Annotated in this window: 15 protein-coding genes; 8 read left to right on the plus strand and 7 right to left on the minus strand. The window is 71.2% G+C overall.

Going from position 1 to position 14916, the window contains the following annotated elements:
- The first annotated feature begins 191 nt into the window (after window positions 1-191).
- The 4 genes from purE to MWM08_RS14050 all read left to right on the plus strand — a co-directional run bounded on the left by purE (window position 192) and on the right by MWM08_RS14050 (window position 4370).
- On the plus strand, window positions 192-689 hold the full coding sequence (purE, locus tag MWM08_RS14035) for a 5-(carboxyamino)imidazole ribonucleotide mutase (RefSeq protein WP_244407058.1): 498 nt from the start codon (window positions 192-194) through the stop codon (window positions 687-689).
- Window positions 686-1807 (plus strand): 5-(carboxyamino)imidazole ribonucleotide synthase, encoded by a 1122-nt coding sequence (locus MWM08_RS14040; RefSeq protein WP_244407059.1) that lies wholly within the window; start codon window positions 686-688, stop codon window positions 1805-1807. Before purE ends, MWM08_RS14040 begins: the two co-directional genes overlap by 4 nt.
- A gap of 186 nt (window positions 1808-1993) precedes the next feature.
- Window positions 1994-3097, plus strand: a complete 1104-nt coding sequence (locus MWM08_RS14045) for an OmpA family protein (RefSeq protein WP_244407060.1) — start codon at window positions 1994-1996, stop codon at window positions 3095-3097.
- A gap of 142 nt (window positions 3098-3239) precedes the next feature.
- The gene (locus tag MWM08_RS14050) at window positions 3240-4370 is read left to right on the plus strand and encodes an OmpA family protein (protein ID WP_255751344.1); all 1131 of its coding nucleotides are present in this window, start codon (window positions 3240-3242) and stop codon (window positions 4368-4370) included.
- A 300-nt stretch (window positions 4371-4670) separates the two neighbouring features.
- On the opposite strand, the gene MWM08_RS14055 is transcribed toward MWM08_RS14050, so the two are convergent.
- From MWM08_RS14055 to def, 3 genes are all read right to left on the minus strand, one after another.
- Window positions 4671-5183 carry a hypothetical protein gene (locus MWM08_RS14055; RefSeq protein WP_244407062.1) on the minus strand — a complete coding sequence of 171 codons (513 nt, stop codon included), beginning with the start codon at window positions 5181-5183 and terminating at the stop codon, window positions 4671-4673.
- Window positions 5184-5664: 481 nt separating this feature from the next.
- Window positions 5665-6252 (minus strand): COQ9 family protein, encoded by a 588-nt coding sequence (locus MWM08_RS14060; protein ID WP_244407063.1) that lies wholly within the window; start codon window positions 6250-6252, stop codon window positions 5665-5667.
- On the minus strand, window positions 6249-6773 hold the full coding sequence (def, locus tag MWM08_RS14065) for a peptide deformylase (RefSeq protein WP_244407064.1): 525 nt from the start codon (window positions 6771-6773) through the stop codon (window positions 6249-6251). Before def ends, MWM08_RS14060 begins: the two co-directional genes overlap by 4 nt.
- Before the next feature lie 175 nt (window positions 6774-6948).
- Here def and rpsU point away from each other — a divergent pair, with 175 nt between their 5' ends.
- On the plus strand, window positions 6949-7152 hold the full coding sequence (gene rpsU, locus MWM08_RS14070) for a 30S ribosomal protein S21 (protein ID WP_007006360.1): 204 nt from the start codon (window positions 6949-6951) through the stop codon (window positions 7150-7152).
- Window positions 7153-7233: 81 nt separating this feature from the next.
- Here rpsU and MWM08_RS14075 read toward each other — a convergent pair whose 3' ends face one another.
- Window positions 7234-9033, minus strand: a complete 1800-nt coding sequence (locus MWM08_RS14075; protein WP_244407065.1) for a monovalent cation:proton antiporter-2 (CPA2) family protein — start codon at window positions 9031-9033, stop codon at window positions 7234-7236.
- Window positions 9034-9218: 185 nt separating this feature from the next.
- On the opposite strand from MWM08_RS14075, the gene MWM08_RS14080 reads away from it, so the two are divergent.
- From MWM08_RS14080 to MWM08_RS14090, 3 genes are read left to right on the plus strand one after another with little or no spacing between them, the layout of a single operon-like run.
- Window positions 9219-9902 carry an isochorismatase family protein gene (locus MWM08_RS14080; RefSeq protein WP_244407066.1) on the plus strand — a complete coding sequence of 228 codons (684 nt, stop codon included), beginning with the start codon at window positions 9219-9221 and terminating at the stop codon, window positions 9900-9902.
- 45 nt (window positions 9903-9947) lie between these two features.
- Window positions 9948-11306, plus strand: coding sequence for a putative bifunctional diguanylate cyclase/phosphodiesterase (locus tag MWM08_RS14085; RefSeq protein WP_244407067.1), 1359 nt, complete (start codon window positions 9948-9950; stop codon window positions 11304-11306).
- Window positions 11303-11716, plus strand: a complete 414-nt coding sequence (locus tag MWM08_RS14090) for a BLUF domain-containing protein (RefSeq protein ID WP_244407068.1) — start codon at window positions 11303-11305, stop codon at window positions 11714-11716. The genes MWM08_RS14085 and MWM08_RS14090 overlap by 4 nt, the downstream gene beginning before the upstream one ends.
- A gap of 63 nt (window positions 11717-11779) precedes the next feature.
- Here the strand turns inward: MWM08_RS14090 and MWM08_RS14095 are convergent, their stop codons facing one another.
- From MWM08_RS14095 to MWM08_RS14105, 3 genes are read right to left on the minus strand one after another with little or no spacing between them, the layout of a single operon-like run.
- On the minus strand, window positions 11780-13186 hold the full coding sequence (locus MWM08_RS14095; RefSeq protein WP_244407069.1) for an NAD(P)(+) transhydrogenase (Re/Si-specific) subunit beta: 1407 nt from the start codon (window positions 13184-13186) through the stop codon (window positions 11780-11782).
- A gap of 4 nt (window positions 13187-13190) precedes the next feature.
- Window positions 13191-13586: an NAD(P) transhydrogenase subunit alpha part 2 gene (locus MWM08_RS14100; protein ID WP_244407070.1), complete on the minus strand. Its 396-nt coding sequence runs from the start codon at window positions 13584-13586 to the stop codon at window positions 13191-13193.
- A 12-nt stretch (window positions 13587-13598) separates the two neighbouring features.
- On the minus strand, window positions 13599-14720 hold the full coding sequence (locus tag MWM08_RS14105; protein WP_244407071.1) for a Re/Si-specific NAD(P)(+) transhydrogenase subunit alpha: 1122 nt from the start codon (window positions 14718-14720) through the stop codon (window positions 13599-13601).
- Between the last annotated feature and the right edge of the window lie 196 nt (window positions 14721-14916).

Genomic DNA, 14916 nt, shown 5'->3' on the forward strand with positions numbered 1-14916 from the left:
TCCGGCTCGGGCGCTCCACCGCGGCGCATGACCCGGCCCTCGCGGGGCCTGTCCGCAGCCCACGGCCGCGCGCCCCCTTCGCGCTGGCGCGCGAACCGTTCTATGTCCCGCGGCGCGACCCTGCCGCACCGGCGGCGCGTCGCGCCCGCGCTTCCCCGTCACGCCCCGGCGTCCGTTCCTGGCAGGTACGAATGACATCCTCCCCCGGCCCCGGCCCTCTGGTCGGCATCATCATGGGCAGTCGCTCCGACTGGGAGACCATGCGCCACGCCGCCGAGACGCTCGACCGCCTGGGCGTCCCGCAGGAAGCCCGCGTGGTCTCAGCCCACCGCACCCCGCAGCGCCTGTTCGACTACGCGGCCTCCGCCGCCGGGCGCGGGCTGCGCGTCATCATCGCCGGCGCCGGCGGGGCCGCCCACTTGCCGGGCATGGCGGCCTCCATGACCGCGCTGCCGGTGCTCGGCGTGCCGGTCGAATCGCATGCGCTCAAGGGCATGGACAGCCTGCTGTCGATCGTCCAGATGCCGGCCGGCATCCCCGTCGGCACGCTCGCCATCGGCCGTGCCGGCGCGGTCAATGCCGCGCTCCTGGCCGCCGCCATCCTCGCCATCGCCGACCCCGCGCTGGCCGAACGCCTGGCCGCCTGGCGCGCCGCCCAGACCGCCTCCGTCCCGGACGACCCGGCATGACCGCCCCCCTGCCGCCCAACGCCGTCATCGGCATCCTCGGCGGCGGGCAGCTCGGCCGCATGTCGGCGCTCGCCGCCGCGCGCCTAGGCTACGCCTGCCACGTCTATGCGCCCGAGCCCGATTCGCCCGGCATGCAGGTCGCCGCGCGCCGCACCGTCGCACCCTACGAGGACCGCGACGCGCTCGCCCGCTTCGCCGCCTCCGTCGCCGTCGTGACCTTCGAATTCGAAAACGTCCCCGCCGCGGCGCTGGAAGCCCTGGCCGGCCTGGTGCCCTGCCGCCCGGGCCTTGCTGCGCTGGCCACCTGCCAGGACCGGGTGGCGGAAAAGGCCTTCCTGGGCCGCATCGGCGTGCCCGTGGCGCCCTGGCGCGCGGTCGAGACCGAATCGGACCTCGCCGCCGCCGCGGCCGACCTCGGCCTGCCCGCCGTGCTCAAGACCACCCGCATGGGCTATGACGGCCGCGGCCAGGCCGTGCTGCGCAGCGCCGAAGATCTCGCCCCGGCCTTCGCCCGCCTCGCACCCCGGCCGCTCGTGCTGGAAGCCTTCGTGCCCTTCGCGATGGAGATCTCCGCCATCGCGGCGCGCGCCGCCGACGGCACCATCGCCACCTTCGACCCGGCCGAGAACCGCCACGCGCACCACATCCTCGACCTGTCTTTCGCGCCCGCCCGCATTCCCGACTCCGTCGCGGCCGCCGCGCGCGCCCATGTCGCCGCCGTCGCCGACGGGCTCGACCTCGTCGGCATCGTCGCGCTCGAGATGTTCCTGCTGCCCGATGGCAGCCTGCTGGCCAACGAGATCGCGCCGCGCCCGCACAATTCCGGCCACTGGACCATGGATGCCTGCGCCGCATCGCAGTTCGAACAGCACATCCGCGCGGTCGCCGGCCTGCCGCTCGCCGACCCCGCCCGCCACCACGATGCGGTGATGCGCAACCTGATCGGCCCCGAGGGCATGGCGGCCTGGCCCCGTCTGGTCGCGACTCGGGGCGTCGTGGGGCACCTCTATGGCAAGGCGAGCGCCCGGCCCGGCCGCAAGATGGGCCATGCGACGCGCCTGCTCGCGCGCGGCAGCCTTGCATCCCTGCCCGACTCGGACGCGCTGGCGGGCTTGTGACCGAATTGCCACCGCCCCCCGTGGCTGCAGGGCAACAGTGCCGGCACAACCCGCCCGGCAGGCGGCCATCCGGGCGTGATGGACGGTAGCGCGCCCCGCCGCGGATGCTAGAAGGGTGACGTTCCGGTGCGGTTGCGCACCAGGCATGACATTCGGCCCCGCGGGGCCTCGAGCAGGAGAATTCCAATGAGCCTGAAGAAGGCGCTTCTTGCCGCGACGCTGCTGTCGCTGCCGATGGCTGCGACCGCGCAGGCGCAGAGCTGGGATCCGCGGGTGCAGGGCATCTACGTGGGTGCTGGCGCCGGCTTCAACTACCTGATGGGCAGCTCGGACACCGTCGCGGGCCGCTCGCTCGACGTCGGCTTCGAGTGGGGCTTCGCCGGCGTGCTCAGCGTCGGCTACGGCTTCGGCAACGGCCTGCGCCTCGAACTCGAGGGCAGCTACCGCCAGAACGACGTCGACAACATCAAGGCCTCGGGCGTCGGCTCGCTGCCGCGCACTGGCGGCACCGCGGCCAGCTACGGCGTGATGTTCAACGCGCTGTACGACTTCCGCCTCGGCCCCGTGATGCCGTATGTCGGCGCCGGCGTCGGCTACGTCATCAACGACTGGGATGACATCAGCTTCGGGCAGCGCGCCGCGAACGGTACGAACGCGCGCCTGAGCTTCGGCGGCGACAGCGGCACCTTCGCCTACCAGGCGATCCTGGGTATCGCGCTGCCGATCGACAGCGTCCCCGGCCTGGCCCTGACCGCCGAGTACCGCTTCCTGGGCACCGCGCAGGTTGAACTCGACGGCCGCGCGAACGGCGTGGTGCAGGTCGGCAACACGCGCATCGCCGACCGCGAGGCGTTCTCCTACAGCGCCGACAACTACAACCACTCCATCATGTTCGGCGTGCGCTACAACTTCGGCCGCACGGCTGCGCCGGTGGCCCCGGCCGCGGTGGCGCCGGCGCCGGCGCGCACCTTCCTGGTGTTCTTCGACTGGAACCGCGCCGACCTGACCGCGCGCGCGCGCCAGATCATCGCGGAAGCGGCGCAGGCCGCGCGCACGCAGCGCGTGACGCGCATCGAAGTGACGGGTCACACCGACACCTCGGGCTCGCCGGTCTACAACCAGGGCCTGTCGGTCCGCCGCGCCAACGCGGTGGCTGCCGAGCTGGTCCGCCTGGGCATCCCGCGCAACGAGATCACCGCGCGCGGCGTCGGCGAGAGCCAGCTGCTGGTCCCGACCCCGGACAACACCCGCGAGCCGCAGAACCGCCGCGTGGAGATCGTGCTCCGCTAATCGCGGGACACCACGCGACAGAACATGGAAAGGGGCGCCTCAGGGCGCCCCTTTCTGCGTCAGGGGGATGGCTTTCGCATTGCAGCAACCACCGCCCTCCTGCACACTTTGCAAACCAAAGAATCGCTATAGACGAATTCCGATGTCCCCCGCCGGTTCCCCTCGCCGCCTGGGTCTTGCAGGCACTGCCCTGCTGGGCGCCATGGCCTCCGCCGCCCCCGCGGCGGCGCAGTTCGCCCCCGGGCCCTACGTGGCCGGCGGCTTCGGCTGGAACCTCGTGCCGGACACCGACCTCAATCTCGACCAGGCCGGCACCGCGGCACTCGGCCGCGCGGGCTATGGCGGCAGCGGCACGGTGGGTTTCTCCCCCGGCATCGCAGGCGTGCTCTCCCTGGGCTGGGGATTCGGCAACGGCCTGCGCCTCGAACTCGAAGGCAACTACCGCTCCAACGAGACCGACAGCGCCTCCGGCGTGGCCGGCTGGGCCAGCATCGGCGCGCCTGGCGGTCGTCAGGAAAGCTGGGGCGTCATGGGCAATGTGCTGCTCGACCTCGGCGTATTCGGCCCGGTCATCCCCTATGTCGGCGTCGGTGCCGGCTATGTCGTGACCGAATGGGCCGGTGTGCGAGGCATCAGCCAGAACGGCGCCCTGCGCATGACCGTGGACGACCGCGACGGCCGCTTCGCCTACCAGGGCATCGCCGGCCTGGCCTTCCCCGTGGAGTTTGCCCCTGGGCTGGCCGTGACCGCCGAATACCGCTTCCTGGGCACACTGCAGCCCCGGCTGCAGGCACGCTTCGACAATCCGCTGACCGGCGCCGCCGTGGCCAGTGGCTCCGTCGAACCCGATGTCTACAACCACTCCCTGATGCTGGGCCTGCGCTACACGCTGGGGCGCGGCGCCGCGCCATCCGCGCCCGCCCCCGCCGCGGTCCCCCAGGCCAGCCGCAGTTTCCTGGTGTTTTTCGACTGGAACCGCGCCGACCTGACGGAACGCGCGCGCCAAATCATCAACGAGGCCGTGCAGCACGCTCGCAGCCAGCGCAGCACCCGGATCGAGGTCGCTGGCCATGCCGACCGCTCCGGCACGGTGCAGTTCAACCAGGCGCTGTCGCGCCGCCGGGCCGAGACGGTCGCCGCCGAACTCGTCCGCCGCGGCATCGCGCGCGAGGACATTGCCATCACCGCCCTCGGCGAGACCCAGCCCCTGGTGCCGACCGCCGACGACGTGCGCGAACCGCAAAACCGCCGCGTCGAAATCCTAGTGCGATGACGACTGGCGGCTGACGGGCGCTTTTCGCGCCCTCAAATGCCAGGCGCTTGGCTCGAGCCCTGTTTACCGGCGCGCCGGCATCGACTGATTTTCCGGGCGCGATCGCGCCGTGCGCTGGCGGATCGTGCCGGCGCACGATCCGCGTTTCGCCTGACGTTCAAGGGCCGCGCGGCGTGATGGCTGCCGTACGATCGGCCTTCCGCTGACCATCGAAGGGCACGCGCGCTTCACGCGCGCAGCGCCCACGAAAAAGGGGCGGCGCCTGCGCACCGCCCCCTCCCCGATCGACCGTGCCGCGGATCAGCGGCGCGTGGTGCTGCTGCGCGCTGCGGTACGGGCGGGGCGTGCCGCCGCGGCGGGCGTCGCGCCGCAATCATCACCGTAGGTCTGCGGAATGTTGCGCTCGGCTGCCAGGGCAGCGAGCTGCGGCGCCGGCGTCGCCAGCACGCGCTGGAACAGCGGGTCCGCATCGCGGCAGAAGAACGACCCCGAGCGGATCGCGTCCTCGGAATGCTCGTTCGCCATGGTGGTGTTGTAGACATCGAGGCGCGTGCGCCCCTGCCCGCCATGCACGCGCGTGAAATGCGCCTGCGCCGCGCGGTCGGCCGCCGTCAGATCGCCGCCGAAGCGCCGCACGAACTGGTTGTAGCTCTCGCCCTTCTGGCACTGCAGCGCGCTGACCATCAGGTAGGACCGCAGGGCGCGCAGCTCGAACACGGCGCGCTCCTCGGGCCGTAGGCAGGTATTTGCCAGCGCCGGGCCGGCAATGGCGATGCCGCAGAGCGCGGCGAGGAAGGTGCGGGTCTTGGTCATGGGCGCCTGGCGCTCCCTTGCGGATGGATGAACGCGCACCCCGCCCCGACTCGGCGCGCGGTACACGATTCCTGGGTTCGCTGATACTCCGCGGCCGGATACGGGGAAACCCAAAAAAACGTATTCAATCGCCAGGGGAACCAAAGCCTTGCGGCACGCCGTGCAGACGCCCGTGTAACACGGCGCGGCCGCCCGCCCCTGGTACCCGCTTGACACGCCCGGCACCGGCCTCCGGGCCCTCCCAGAGGCGAAGGGCGCGCTCTGCGCGCGACGCACTGCCGCACTCGCAGCGCGATACACGGGCTCGCCCTCGGCGCGATAGACTGGCGCACCCTTGGTGCGACGCACCGCCGCACGGTCCACGCAGCGCACGGGCATAGCTTCCAAGCGACGTCGGTATTCGGCACCGCATGACCCGCCGCGGTGGCGCTCCGGCGCCCGACCTACGAAGGCCGCGCCCGGCGCCGGCCCGACCCCGCCCTCACGCCGCCCGCTTGCGTCCGCACCCGCGCCGCAGCCGGCCGATCCGCGCCAGCCCCGCCAGCCGGCGGTCCAGGAAGTCGAGCGTCGGGCCGATATCGTCCGATTCGTCGCGCAGCCAGAAGGCCAGCGTGGCGCCATACACCGCGCTCAGGCTCACGCGGCGCGTGTACCAGGAGAAATCCGCCGAGCTATCGCCCGCCGCATACCAGATCGCATTCGCCGTGCGCGCCGCCGTCCGCAGCGCCGACGGCACGTTCCAGGGCAGCGACTGCAGCGCCAGCGCCTGGCGCACCGCCTCCCGGTGCGGCCCCGCCTGGCGCAGGCGCGTCGCGATCAGGGTGCGGATTCGGTCAGGCGTGCGCAGGCCCGACAGATCCCCCGCCGCCTCGGCCATTTGCCGGTCGGCCAGCGCCAGCCAGGCCTCGATCGCGCTGACCGGGCCGCGCGGGAACAGGAAGGCGGCCTCTTCTTCGGGCAGCCCCGCGGCGCGCAAGGCCGCGGCGATGGCTCGCGGCGTCCAGCCCATCGCGGGCACCAGCGGCAGCAACGCCTCGATGACGGCATCGGACTCGGGCAGGTCGGTCATGGTGCCTTCTCCTGTTCGGCGCGCTGCGCGGCGGCGGCGCGCGCCAGTTCCTCGGTGAAGCCGAATTGCGTGAAGTCCTGCATGCGCATGGGATACAGCAGGCCATCCAGGTGGTCCGCCTCATGCTGCATGACGCGCGCGACGATCCCCGCCGCCTCCCCCTCGACCGGTTTGCCCGCGATGTCGACGCCGCGGAACCGGATGCGCGCCGGCCGGCGTACCGCACCACGCAGGCCAGGGATGGACAGGCAGCCCTCGAAGGCTGCCTCGGTCTCCTCGCCCACCGGTTCCAGCACCGGGTTGATCAACGCCGAGACACCGCCGGCCCCGGTCCGCCAGACGAACAGCCGCAGCCCCACATGCACCTGCGGCGCGGCCAGGCCGATCCCGCCCGCATCCTCCATGGTCTCGGCCATGTCGGCCACCAGGCGGTGGATCTCGGGGGCGGTCGGATCCGTCACCTCGGCCGCGCGGGCCAGCAGGATGGGGTGGCCCATGCGGGCGATCTTCAGGATGGCCATGGCGGTCGGTCGCACTCGGAAAAGTGGCGCATGGGTGAATATAGGGCGCCGCGCGATTGCGGGAGGGCTTCCGGCCCGGCGCGAATCCGTGCTATGGCGGCGCCGATCCGCACGGACCGGGCAACCGGCCGTGCTTGTTTGCCTTCCACATCCAACGCGCAGGAGGTTGCGCCGCGTGCAAGTCGTCGTTCGGGACAACAATATCGACCAGGCCCTCAAGGCCCTGAAGAAGAAGCTCCAGCGGGAAGGCGTTTTCCGCGAGATGAAGCTTCGCCGCCACTACGAAAAGCCGTCCGAGCGCCGTGCGCGCGAGGCCGCCGAGGCCGTCCGTCGCGCCCGCAAGGTTGAGCGCAAGCGCCTCGAGCGCGAAGGCTTCTGAGCCACCCACCCCGCGCCCCGGCGCGGAGCTGACGGCCGCGGCACGCCAGGCGTGTTCCGCGGCTTTTTGCTGCCCGGCGCGTCAGCCCCCGCCCTGCTGCGGCGCCGGATCCCGCGCCGCCTCCGCGCCGTCGCCCAGCCAGTCCTTGCGGTGCGACAGCAGCAGCCGCCGCCCCGCCTCCATCCCCTGCGACGCCTCGAGCGCGAAGCGCTCGGCATCGCGCCGGCGCAGCGTCGCGATCACCTCGTCGGCCTCGGCATCCGGGGTGCCGGTGCGGATCAGCGCCGACCGCCCGATCGAAAGCGCGGATTCGAAGGTCTCGCGCACCACCTCGTCGGCGCCGGCGGCCAGCAGCCGCATCGCGTGCTCGCGGTCGAAGGCGCGCGCCAGCACGGGAATGCCGCGGAACTCCGACTTCAGCAGGTGGATGATGCGCAGCGCCGCGTCCCGGTCGTCGACGCAGCACAGGATGATCTCGGCACGCCCCGCCCCCGCCGCGTGCAGGATATCAAGCCGCGTGCCGTCCCCGTAATGCACCTTGAAGCCGTAGGCATTCGCCTCGCGCACCATCTCGGGGTCGATATCGATGACCGAGATGGTGAAGTTGCGCGTCAGCATCGACCCGCCGGCGATCTGCCCGAAGCGCCCGAAGCCGATGATCAGCACGCGCGCCTCGTTGTGGCTGGGTGCCTCCACGCCATCCAGCGACGGCTCCGCCGCGGGCACCATCCGGTCGTGCAGGATGATCATGACGGGTGTCAGCACCATCGAGACAATGACGGTCGCCGTCAGCACCGCATTGGTCGGCCCGTCGATGATGCCCACCGCCGCGGCCGCGGCGTACAGCACGAAGGCGAACTCCCCGCCCTGCGCCATCAGCACCGCGCGCTCCAGCGCCTCCCGGTGGTCGGCCCGCCCGGCGCGCGCGACCGCATAGATCGCCACCGCCTTCACCACCATGCAGGCCACCACGCCGCCTGCGACCAGCACCCAGTTCGCCCCGATCACCGCGAGGTCGAGCGACATGCCCACGGCCAGGAAGAACAGCCCCAGCAGCAGCCCCCGGAAGGGCTCGACATCGGCTTCCAGCTGGTGCCGGAAGGCGCTCTCGGACAGCAGCACCCCGGCCAGGAAGGCGCCCATCGCCATCGACAGGCCACCCAACTGCATCGCCAGCGCCGATCCCAGCACCACCAGCAGCGCGGCCGCCGTCATCACCTCGCGCGCGCGGGCCTCGGCCAGCAGGCGGAACATCGGGTTCAGCAGGTACAGCCCCGCCGCCACTAGCGCGGCGATGGACGCGAGGCCGATGCCGACCGCCTGCCAGCGTTCGAAGGCGCTGGTCACACCTGCGCCGGGCGCAAGGAAGGCCACCAGCGCCAGCAGCGGCACGATCGCCAGGTCCTCGAGCAGCAGCACCGCGATGATGCGCTGCCCCGCCCGCGTGCCGACCATGCGCCGTTCCTCGAGCATCTGCATCACGATCGCGGTCGAGGTCAGCACGAAGCCGGTGCCCGCCACGAAGGCCACCACCGGCGGATAACCCGCGAGCCACGCGATACCGCCCAGCAGCGCCATGCACACGCCCACCTGCGCGACACCCAGGCCGAAGATCTGCTGGCGCATCCCCCACAGGCGCGAGGGCTCCATCTCGAGCCCGATGATGAACAGGAACATCACCACGCCAAGCTCGGCGACATGCAGGATCGCCTGCGCGTCGGTGAACAGCCCGATGCCGAAGGGCCCGATGACCAGCCCGGCCACCAGGTAGCCCAGCACGGATCCGAGCCCGAGCCGCTTGAACAGCGGCACCGCCACCACCGCGGCACCGAGCAGCGCCACCACGCTGACCAGGTCCGGCCCGTGCGATTCGGCGCTCACGCGGGCATGCCCGCGGCTGGTTGCTGCCCGTCCACGGATATCCCCCGCTGTGATCCGGCCCCATGCTGGCGCGCCGGCGCAGGGGCCGCAACGACGGATGGCACGCGCATTGCCAAACCGACCGCATCGCCGCGCGCCGGTTCACGTCACGCCCGTCCGCATCACGACACTGCAAGGACACCGCCATGCCCCGCACCATCACCCTGCCCTGCCGGCCCGAACCGCTCGACGTCGTGATCGAGGAGACCGCCCTGGTCATCGTCGACATGCAGAACGCCTACCTGTCGAAGGGCGGCTACATCGACCTGGTGGGCTTCGACGTCTCCGGCGCGGCGCCCGTCATCGCCGAGACCGCGCGCATCGCCGATGCCTGCCGCGCCGCGGGCATCCCGGTCGTCTACCTGCAGAACGGTTTCAGCCCCGACCAGCGCGAGGCGCCGCCGACCGCCCCGGTGTGGCACAAGTCGAACGCGCTGAAGTTCATGCGGGCGAACGACGCCTATGCCGGCAAGCTCATCACGCACGGCACCTGGGATTACGACATCGTCCCCGAGCTCACGCCCCATGCCGGCGACATCGTCGTGCCCAAGGCGCGCTATTCCGGCTTCGCGGGCACCGCGCTCGACCAGGTGCTGGCGGCGCGGCGCATCCGCACGCTGCTGGTCTGCGGCGTTGCCACCAACGTGTGTGTCGAGAGCACCATCCGCGACGCCTATCACCGCGAATTCTTCCCCGTGATGCTGGCGGATGCGACCATGGCGGCCGGCCCCGGCGCGCAAGCGGCCACCGAATTCAACGTCGAGACCTTCTTCGGCTGGGTGTCCGGCGGGGCGGAATTGCGTGCCGCGCTGCGGGCCAACCAGGGCTGAGATTCGCCTCCGGTTAAGGTGCCGCGGCGATAGTCGCGGCCGCCCATGACCCATGCCGCGCCGCTGCCAAACGCCCTCGGAATCGAAGCCGCCGGCCCGACCGACGGGCTGACCGGGCTGCTGCGGCGCGAGGGCTTCCTCGCCAGCCTGGAAGCCCACCTGCATGACGCCGCGCAGGACGGGACGCCGTTCGCCGTGCTGGCGCTCGACCTCGACCGCTTCAAGGCGGTGAACGACACGCTCGGCCACCACTACGGCGATGCGCTGCTGCGCGGGGTCGGCCGGCGCATCCGCGCCTGCATCCGCGGCACCGACATCGCCGGGCGGATCGGCGGGGATGAATTCGCCCTGCTGCTGCCCGACACGCCGCAGCCCGATGCCGCCGCGGCGCTGGGCGAACGCCTGACCGACATGCTCGCCCGCCCCTTCCTGCTCGATGGCCAGAGTGCCGTGATCGGCTGTTCGGTCGGCGTGGCGCACTACCCCGCGGACGGCACCGATGCCGCGTCATTGCTGCGCGCGGCGGACCTCGCGCTGTACCAGGCCAAGGCGGAGGGCCGCGGCACGGTACGCCGCTTCGTGCCCGCGCTGCGCTCGCGCGCCGATGCGCGCCGCGTGCTGGAAGGCGAATTGCGCGCGGCGATCGGCCTCGGTCAACTCGAACTGCACTACCAGCCGCAGGTGGCGGTCGCGACCGGCGCGCTCACGGGGTTCGAGGCGCTGCTGCGCTGGAACCACCCCTCGCGCGGCCTGGTGCCGCCCGGGGATTTCGTCGCGCTGGCGGAGGAGATCGGCCTGATCGTGCCGATCGGTGAATGGGTGCTGCGCACCGCCTGCCGCGAGGCCACGACGTGGCCGGCCGACCTGCATGTGGCGGTCAACGTGGCCGCGCCCCAATTCGCCCGCGGCGACATCGTGGGCGTGGTGCGATCCGCCCTGGCGGAGAGCGGCCTTGCCGCCCATCGGCTCGAGATCGAGGTGACCGAGACCTCGCTGCTGCACGACGTCACGCGCGCCATCGCCACCTGCCAGCGGCTGCGCGCGATGGGCGTGCGCATCTCGCTGGACGATTTCGGCACCGGCTATTCGTCGCTGACGCAGTTGCGCGACTTCCCACTCGATCGCGTCAAGATCGACCGCAGCTTCATCGCCGGCATCGGGGAGCGTGCCGACAGCGCGGCCATTGTGCAGGCGGTGGTGGCACTCGGCGCCTCGCTCGGCCTGCGCACCACCGCCGAGGGGGTCGAGACCGAGGAGCAGATGCAGCGCCTGGTACTGCACGGCTGTGCCGATGCACAGGGCTTCCTGATCGCCCGCCCGGTCGCCGCCGGCGCCATCCCCGAGACGATCGAAAGGCTGCGCGAGGCCGCCGCGCGGCTGCACCTCCAGGAGACCCGCCCATGACCGACGCACCTCAGGTGCTGCGCCGCGTCACCTATGTCAGCCGCGCGCTGACCACCTCGCGCGACGACCTCGATGCCATCCTGGCCACCGCGCGGCGCAACAACGCCGCGATGCGCGTGACGGGCGCGATGATGCTCAGCAACAAGCACTTCGCCCAGGTGCTGGAAGGCCCGCCCGCCGCGGTCGAGGAGATCTTCGAACGTATCCAGATGGACGAACGCCACACGGCCGTGGCCGTCCTCGAAGTGGCCGAGGTGACCGCCCGCGCCTTCGATGCCTGGACCATGGGCTTCGTCGACGACCCCGACGGCTTCGAAGCCGCGCCCGCCGACCCCGAGGCGGCCCCGCGCCTCGTGATGCGCCTGCGCGAGGCGCTGATGCACTCGGCCGCGGCCGAGGGCGTTCGCTGACGTGAATTCAGGTCGTGGCGTGGGGCGCGGCACCGGACATGGCCCCGCGCCCCCATCCGTGCCTCAGCGCTGGAGCGCCTGCACGATCTCCTGCGTGACCTTCTTCGCATCGCCGAACAGCATCATCGTGTTCGGACGGAAGAACAGCTCGTTGTCCACGCCGGCGTAGCCCGACGCCATGCCGCGCTTGATGAAGAAGACCGTCTTGGCCTTCTCCACGTCCAGGATCGGCATGCCATAGATGGCCGACGACTTGTCGGTCTTGGCGGCCGGGTTGGTCACGTCGTTCGCCCCGATCACGAAGGCCACGTCGGCATCGGCGAATTCGGGGTTGATCTCCTCGAGCTCGTGCACCTCGTCATAGGGCACGTTCGCCTCGGCCAGCAGCACGTTCATGTGGCCCGGCATGCGCCCGGCCACCGGATGGATGGCGTAGGAGACGTCCACGCCTTCCTTCTTCAGCAGGTCGGCCATTTCGCGCAGCACCTGCTGGGCCTGCGCCACCGCCATGCCGTAGCCCGGCACCACGATGATCTTCTGCGCGTTCTTCATCATGTAGGCCGCGTCTTCCGGCGACCCGGCCTTGACCGGCGGGCGGTCGGCATTGCCCGCGCCGGCACCGACGGTGCCGCCCTCGGACCCGAAGCCGCCCAGCAGCACGTTGATGATGCTGCGGTTCATGCCCTTGCACATGATGTAGGACAGGATGGCACCCGAGGCGCCGACCAGCGCGCCGGTCACGATCAGCAGCAGGTTGCCGATGGTGAAGCCGATGCCCGCCGCCGCCCAGCCCGAATAGCTGTTCAGCATGGACACCACGACCGGCATGTCCGCCCCGCCGATCGGGATGATCAGCAGGAAGCCCAGCGCGAAGGACAGGAACGCGATGGCCCAGAACAGCACCGACCAGCCGGTGGCCACGAACAGGATGACCAGCAGCAGCAGCACCCCACCCAGGATGGCGTTCAGCTTGTGCTGGTTCTCGAAGGTGATCGGCGCGCCCGACATCCGCCCATCGAGCTTCAGGAACGCGATGACCGAGCCCGAGAAGGTGATGGCACCAATCGCAAGCCCCAGCGACATCTCGATCAGCGACACCGCCTTGATGTTGCCGGCCACGCCGATGCCGAAGGATTCCGGCGAATAGAACGCCGCCGCTGCCACGAACACCGCCGCCATGCCGACCAGCGAGTGGAAGGCTGCGACCAGCTGCGGCAGCGACGTCATCTGGATGCGCTGCGCCACCACGGTGCCGATGCCGCCACCGATGGCGAGGCCCGCCACGATCAGCATGAAGCCGCCGAAGTCGATGCCGCCCTTGAAGATGGTCGCGAAGATCGCGATGCCCATCCCGATCATGCCGTACAGGTTGCCCTGCCGGCTGGTCTCGGGGTGGCTCAGCCCACGCAGGGCCAGGATGAACAGGACCGATGCCGCGAGATAGGCAATGGTCGAGAGCGTCGTGCCCATCGCCTCAGCTCCCCTTCTTCTTGAACATCGCGAGCATGCGCCTGGTCACCATGAAGCCACCGGCGATGTTCACCGCCGCCAGCGTCACGCCCAGGAAGCCGAAGATACGCGCCGCCCCGCTCTCGGCCATGCCGGCCGCGAGGATCGCGCCCACCACGATCACCGAGGAGATCGCGTTGGTCACGCCCATCAGCGGCGAATGCAGCGCCGGGGTGACGTTCCACACCACGTGGTAGCCCACGAAGCAGGCCAGCAGGAAAATGGTCAGGAGGTACAGGAAGGGCGAGATGGCGTCGGCGGCCGGCGCCGCGGCCTCGGCCATCCGCCGCGCGGTGTCGGCAAGTGCGACGGCGCGCTCGGCAATGGTCTGCGCCTCGTTCGCGACATGGGTCGGAGTCATCGGTGCGTCCCCTTACGAAGCCGGCTGCATCAGCGGATGGACCACGGCGCCGCCGCGGGTGAGGGCGACACCCTTCACGATGTCATCATCCTCGGGCAGCTTCGGCGCCTTCGCGTCCTTGTCCCAGAAGGTGGACAGGAAGGTGAGCAGGTTGCGCGCGTACAGCGCCGATGCTGCCGCCGGCAAACGCCCGGGCCAGTTGGTGAAGCCCAGGATCTTCACGCCGTTCGGCGTGACAACCATTTCGCCCGGCTGGGTCAGCGCGCAGTTGCCGCCCGCATCGGCGGCGATGTCCACGATGACCGAACCCGGCTTCATCGATTCGACCATCGCGGCGGTGACCAGCGTGGGCGCGCGGCGGCCCTGCACCAGCGCGGTGCACACCACCACGTCCTGCTTGGCGATATGCGCGGCCACGACCTCGGCCTGCTTGGCGTAGAACTCGGCGGAAAGCTGCTTCGCGTAGCCGCCCGCGGTCTGCGCGGCCTTGCTCTCCTCGTCCTCGTATCCGACGAAGGTCGCGCCGAGCGACTTGATCTCCTCCTTCGCGGCCGGGCGCACGTCGGTGGCCGAGACGCGCCCGCCCAGGCGCCGCGCGGTGGCGATGGCCTGCAGCCCGGCAACCCCCGCGCCCATGACGAAGACATTGGCGGCGGGCACGGTGCCGGCCGCTGTCATCATCATGGGAAAGCCGCGGTCATAGGCCCCCGCGCCCTCGATCACCGCGCGATACCCCGCCAGGTTGGCCTGGGAGGACAGCACGTCCATCGACTGCGCGCGGGTGATGCGCGGCAGCAATTCCATGGAACAGGCATCCACGCCCGCCGCAGCATAGGCCGCCGCGGCCGCCGCATCGGCGCCGAGCGTGCCCAACAGCAGCGCCCCGCGCGGCAATTCGGCCTCGGGCGCGCGCACCGCCAGCACGATGCCCGCCCCGGCCAGCGCCGCCGCGGCATCGGCGGCGATGGTCGCCCCCGCCTCGGCATAGGCGCTGTCGATGAAGCCGGAGGCCAGGCCCGCGCCGGACTCCACCGCCACATCGAGCCCCATGCCGACGTATTTCTTTACCGTCTCGGGCGTCGCGGCCACGCGGGTTTCCCCGCTCCGCGTTTCCTTCAGGACCGCCACACGCATCCGGAGATACCCCCCACGCGCCAAATGAAGCGGCGCACCTACAAGCCCGGCGCCGGACTGTCCAGCACCGATCCCCATGCCAAGCACGTCGCGTGCCCGGCCGCGTCAAGCAGGGGTGCGGCGCGGTGATTTCAAGGGTTGGTCAAGCCGGGGCGGTGGAAGGTGCCGCGCGCGTGGCACGGGGGCCACGATCGCA

Source organism: Roseomonas fluvialis (assembly GCF_022846615.1).
GTDB classification, from domain to species: Bacteria; Pseudomonadota; Alphaproteobacteria; order Acetobacterales; family Acetobacteraceae; genus Neoroseomonas; species Neoroseomonas fluvialis.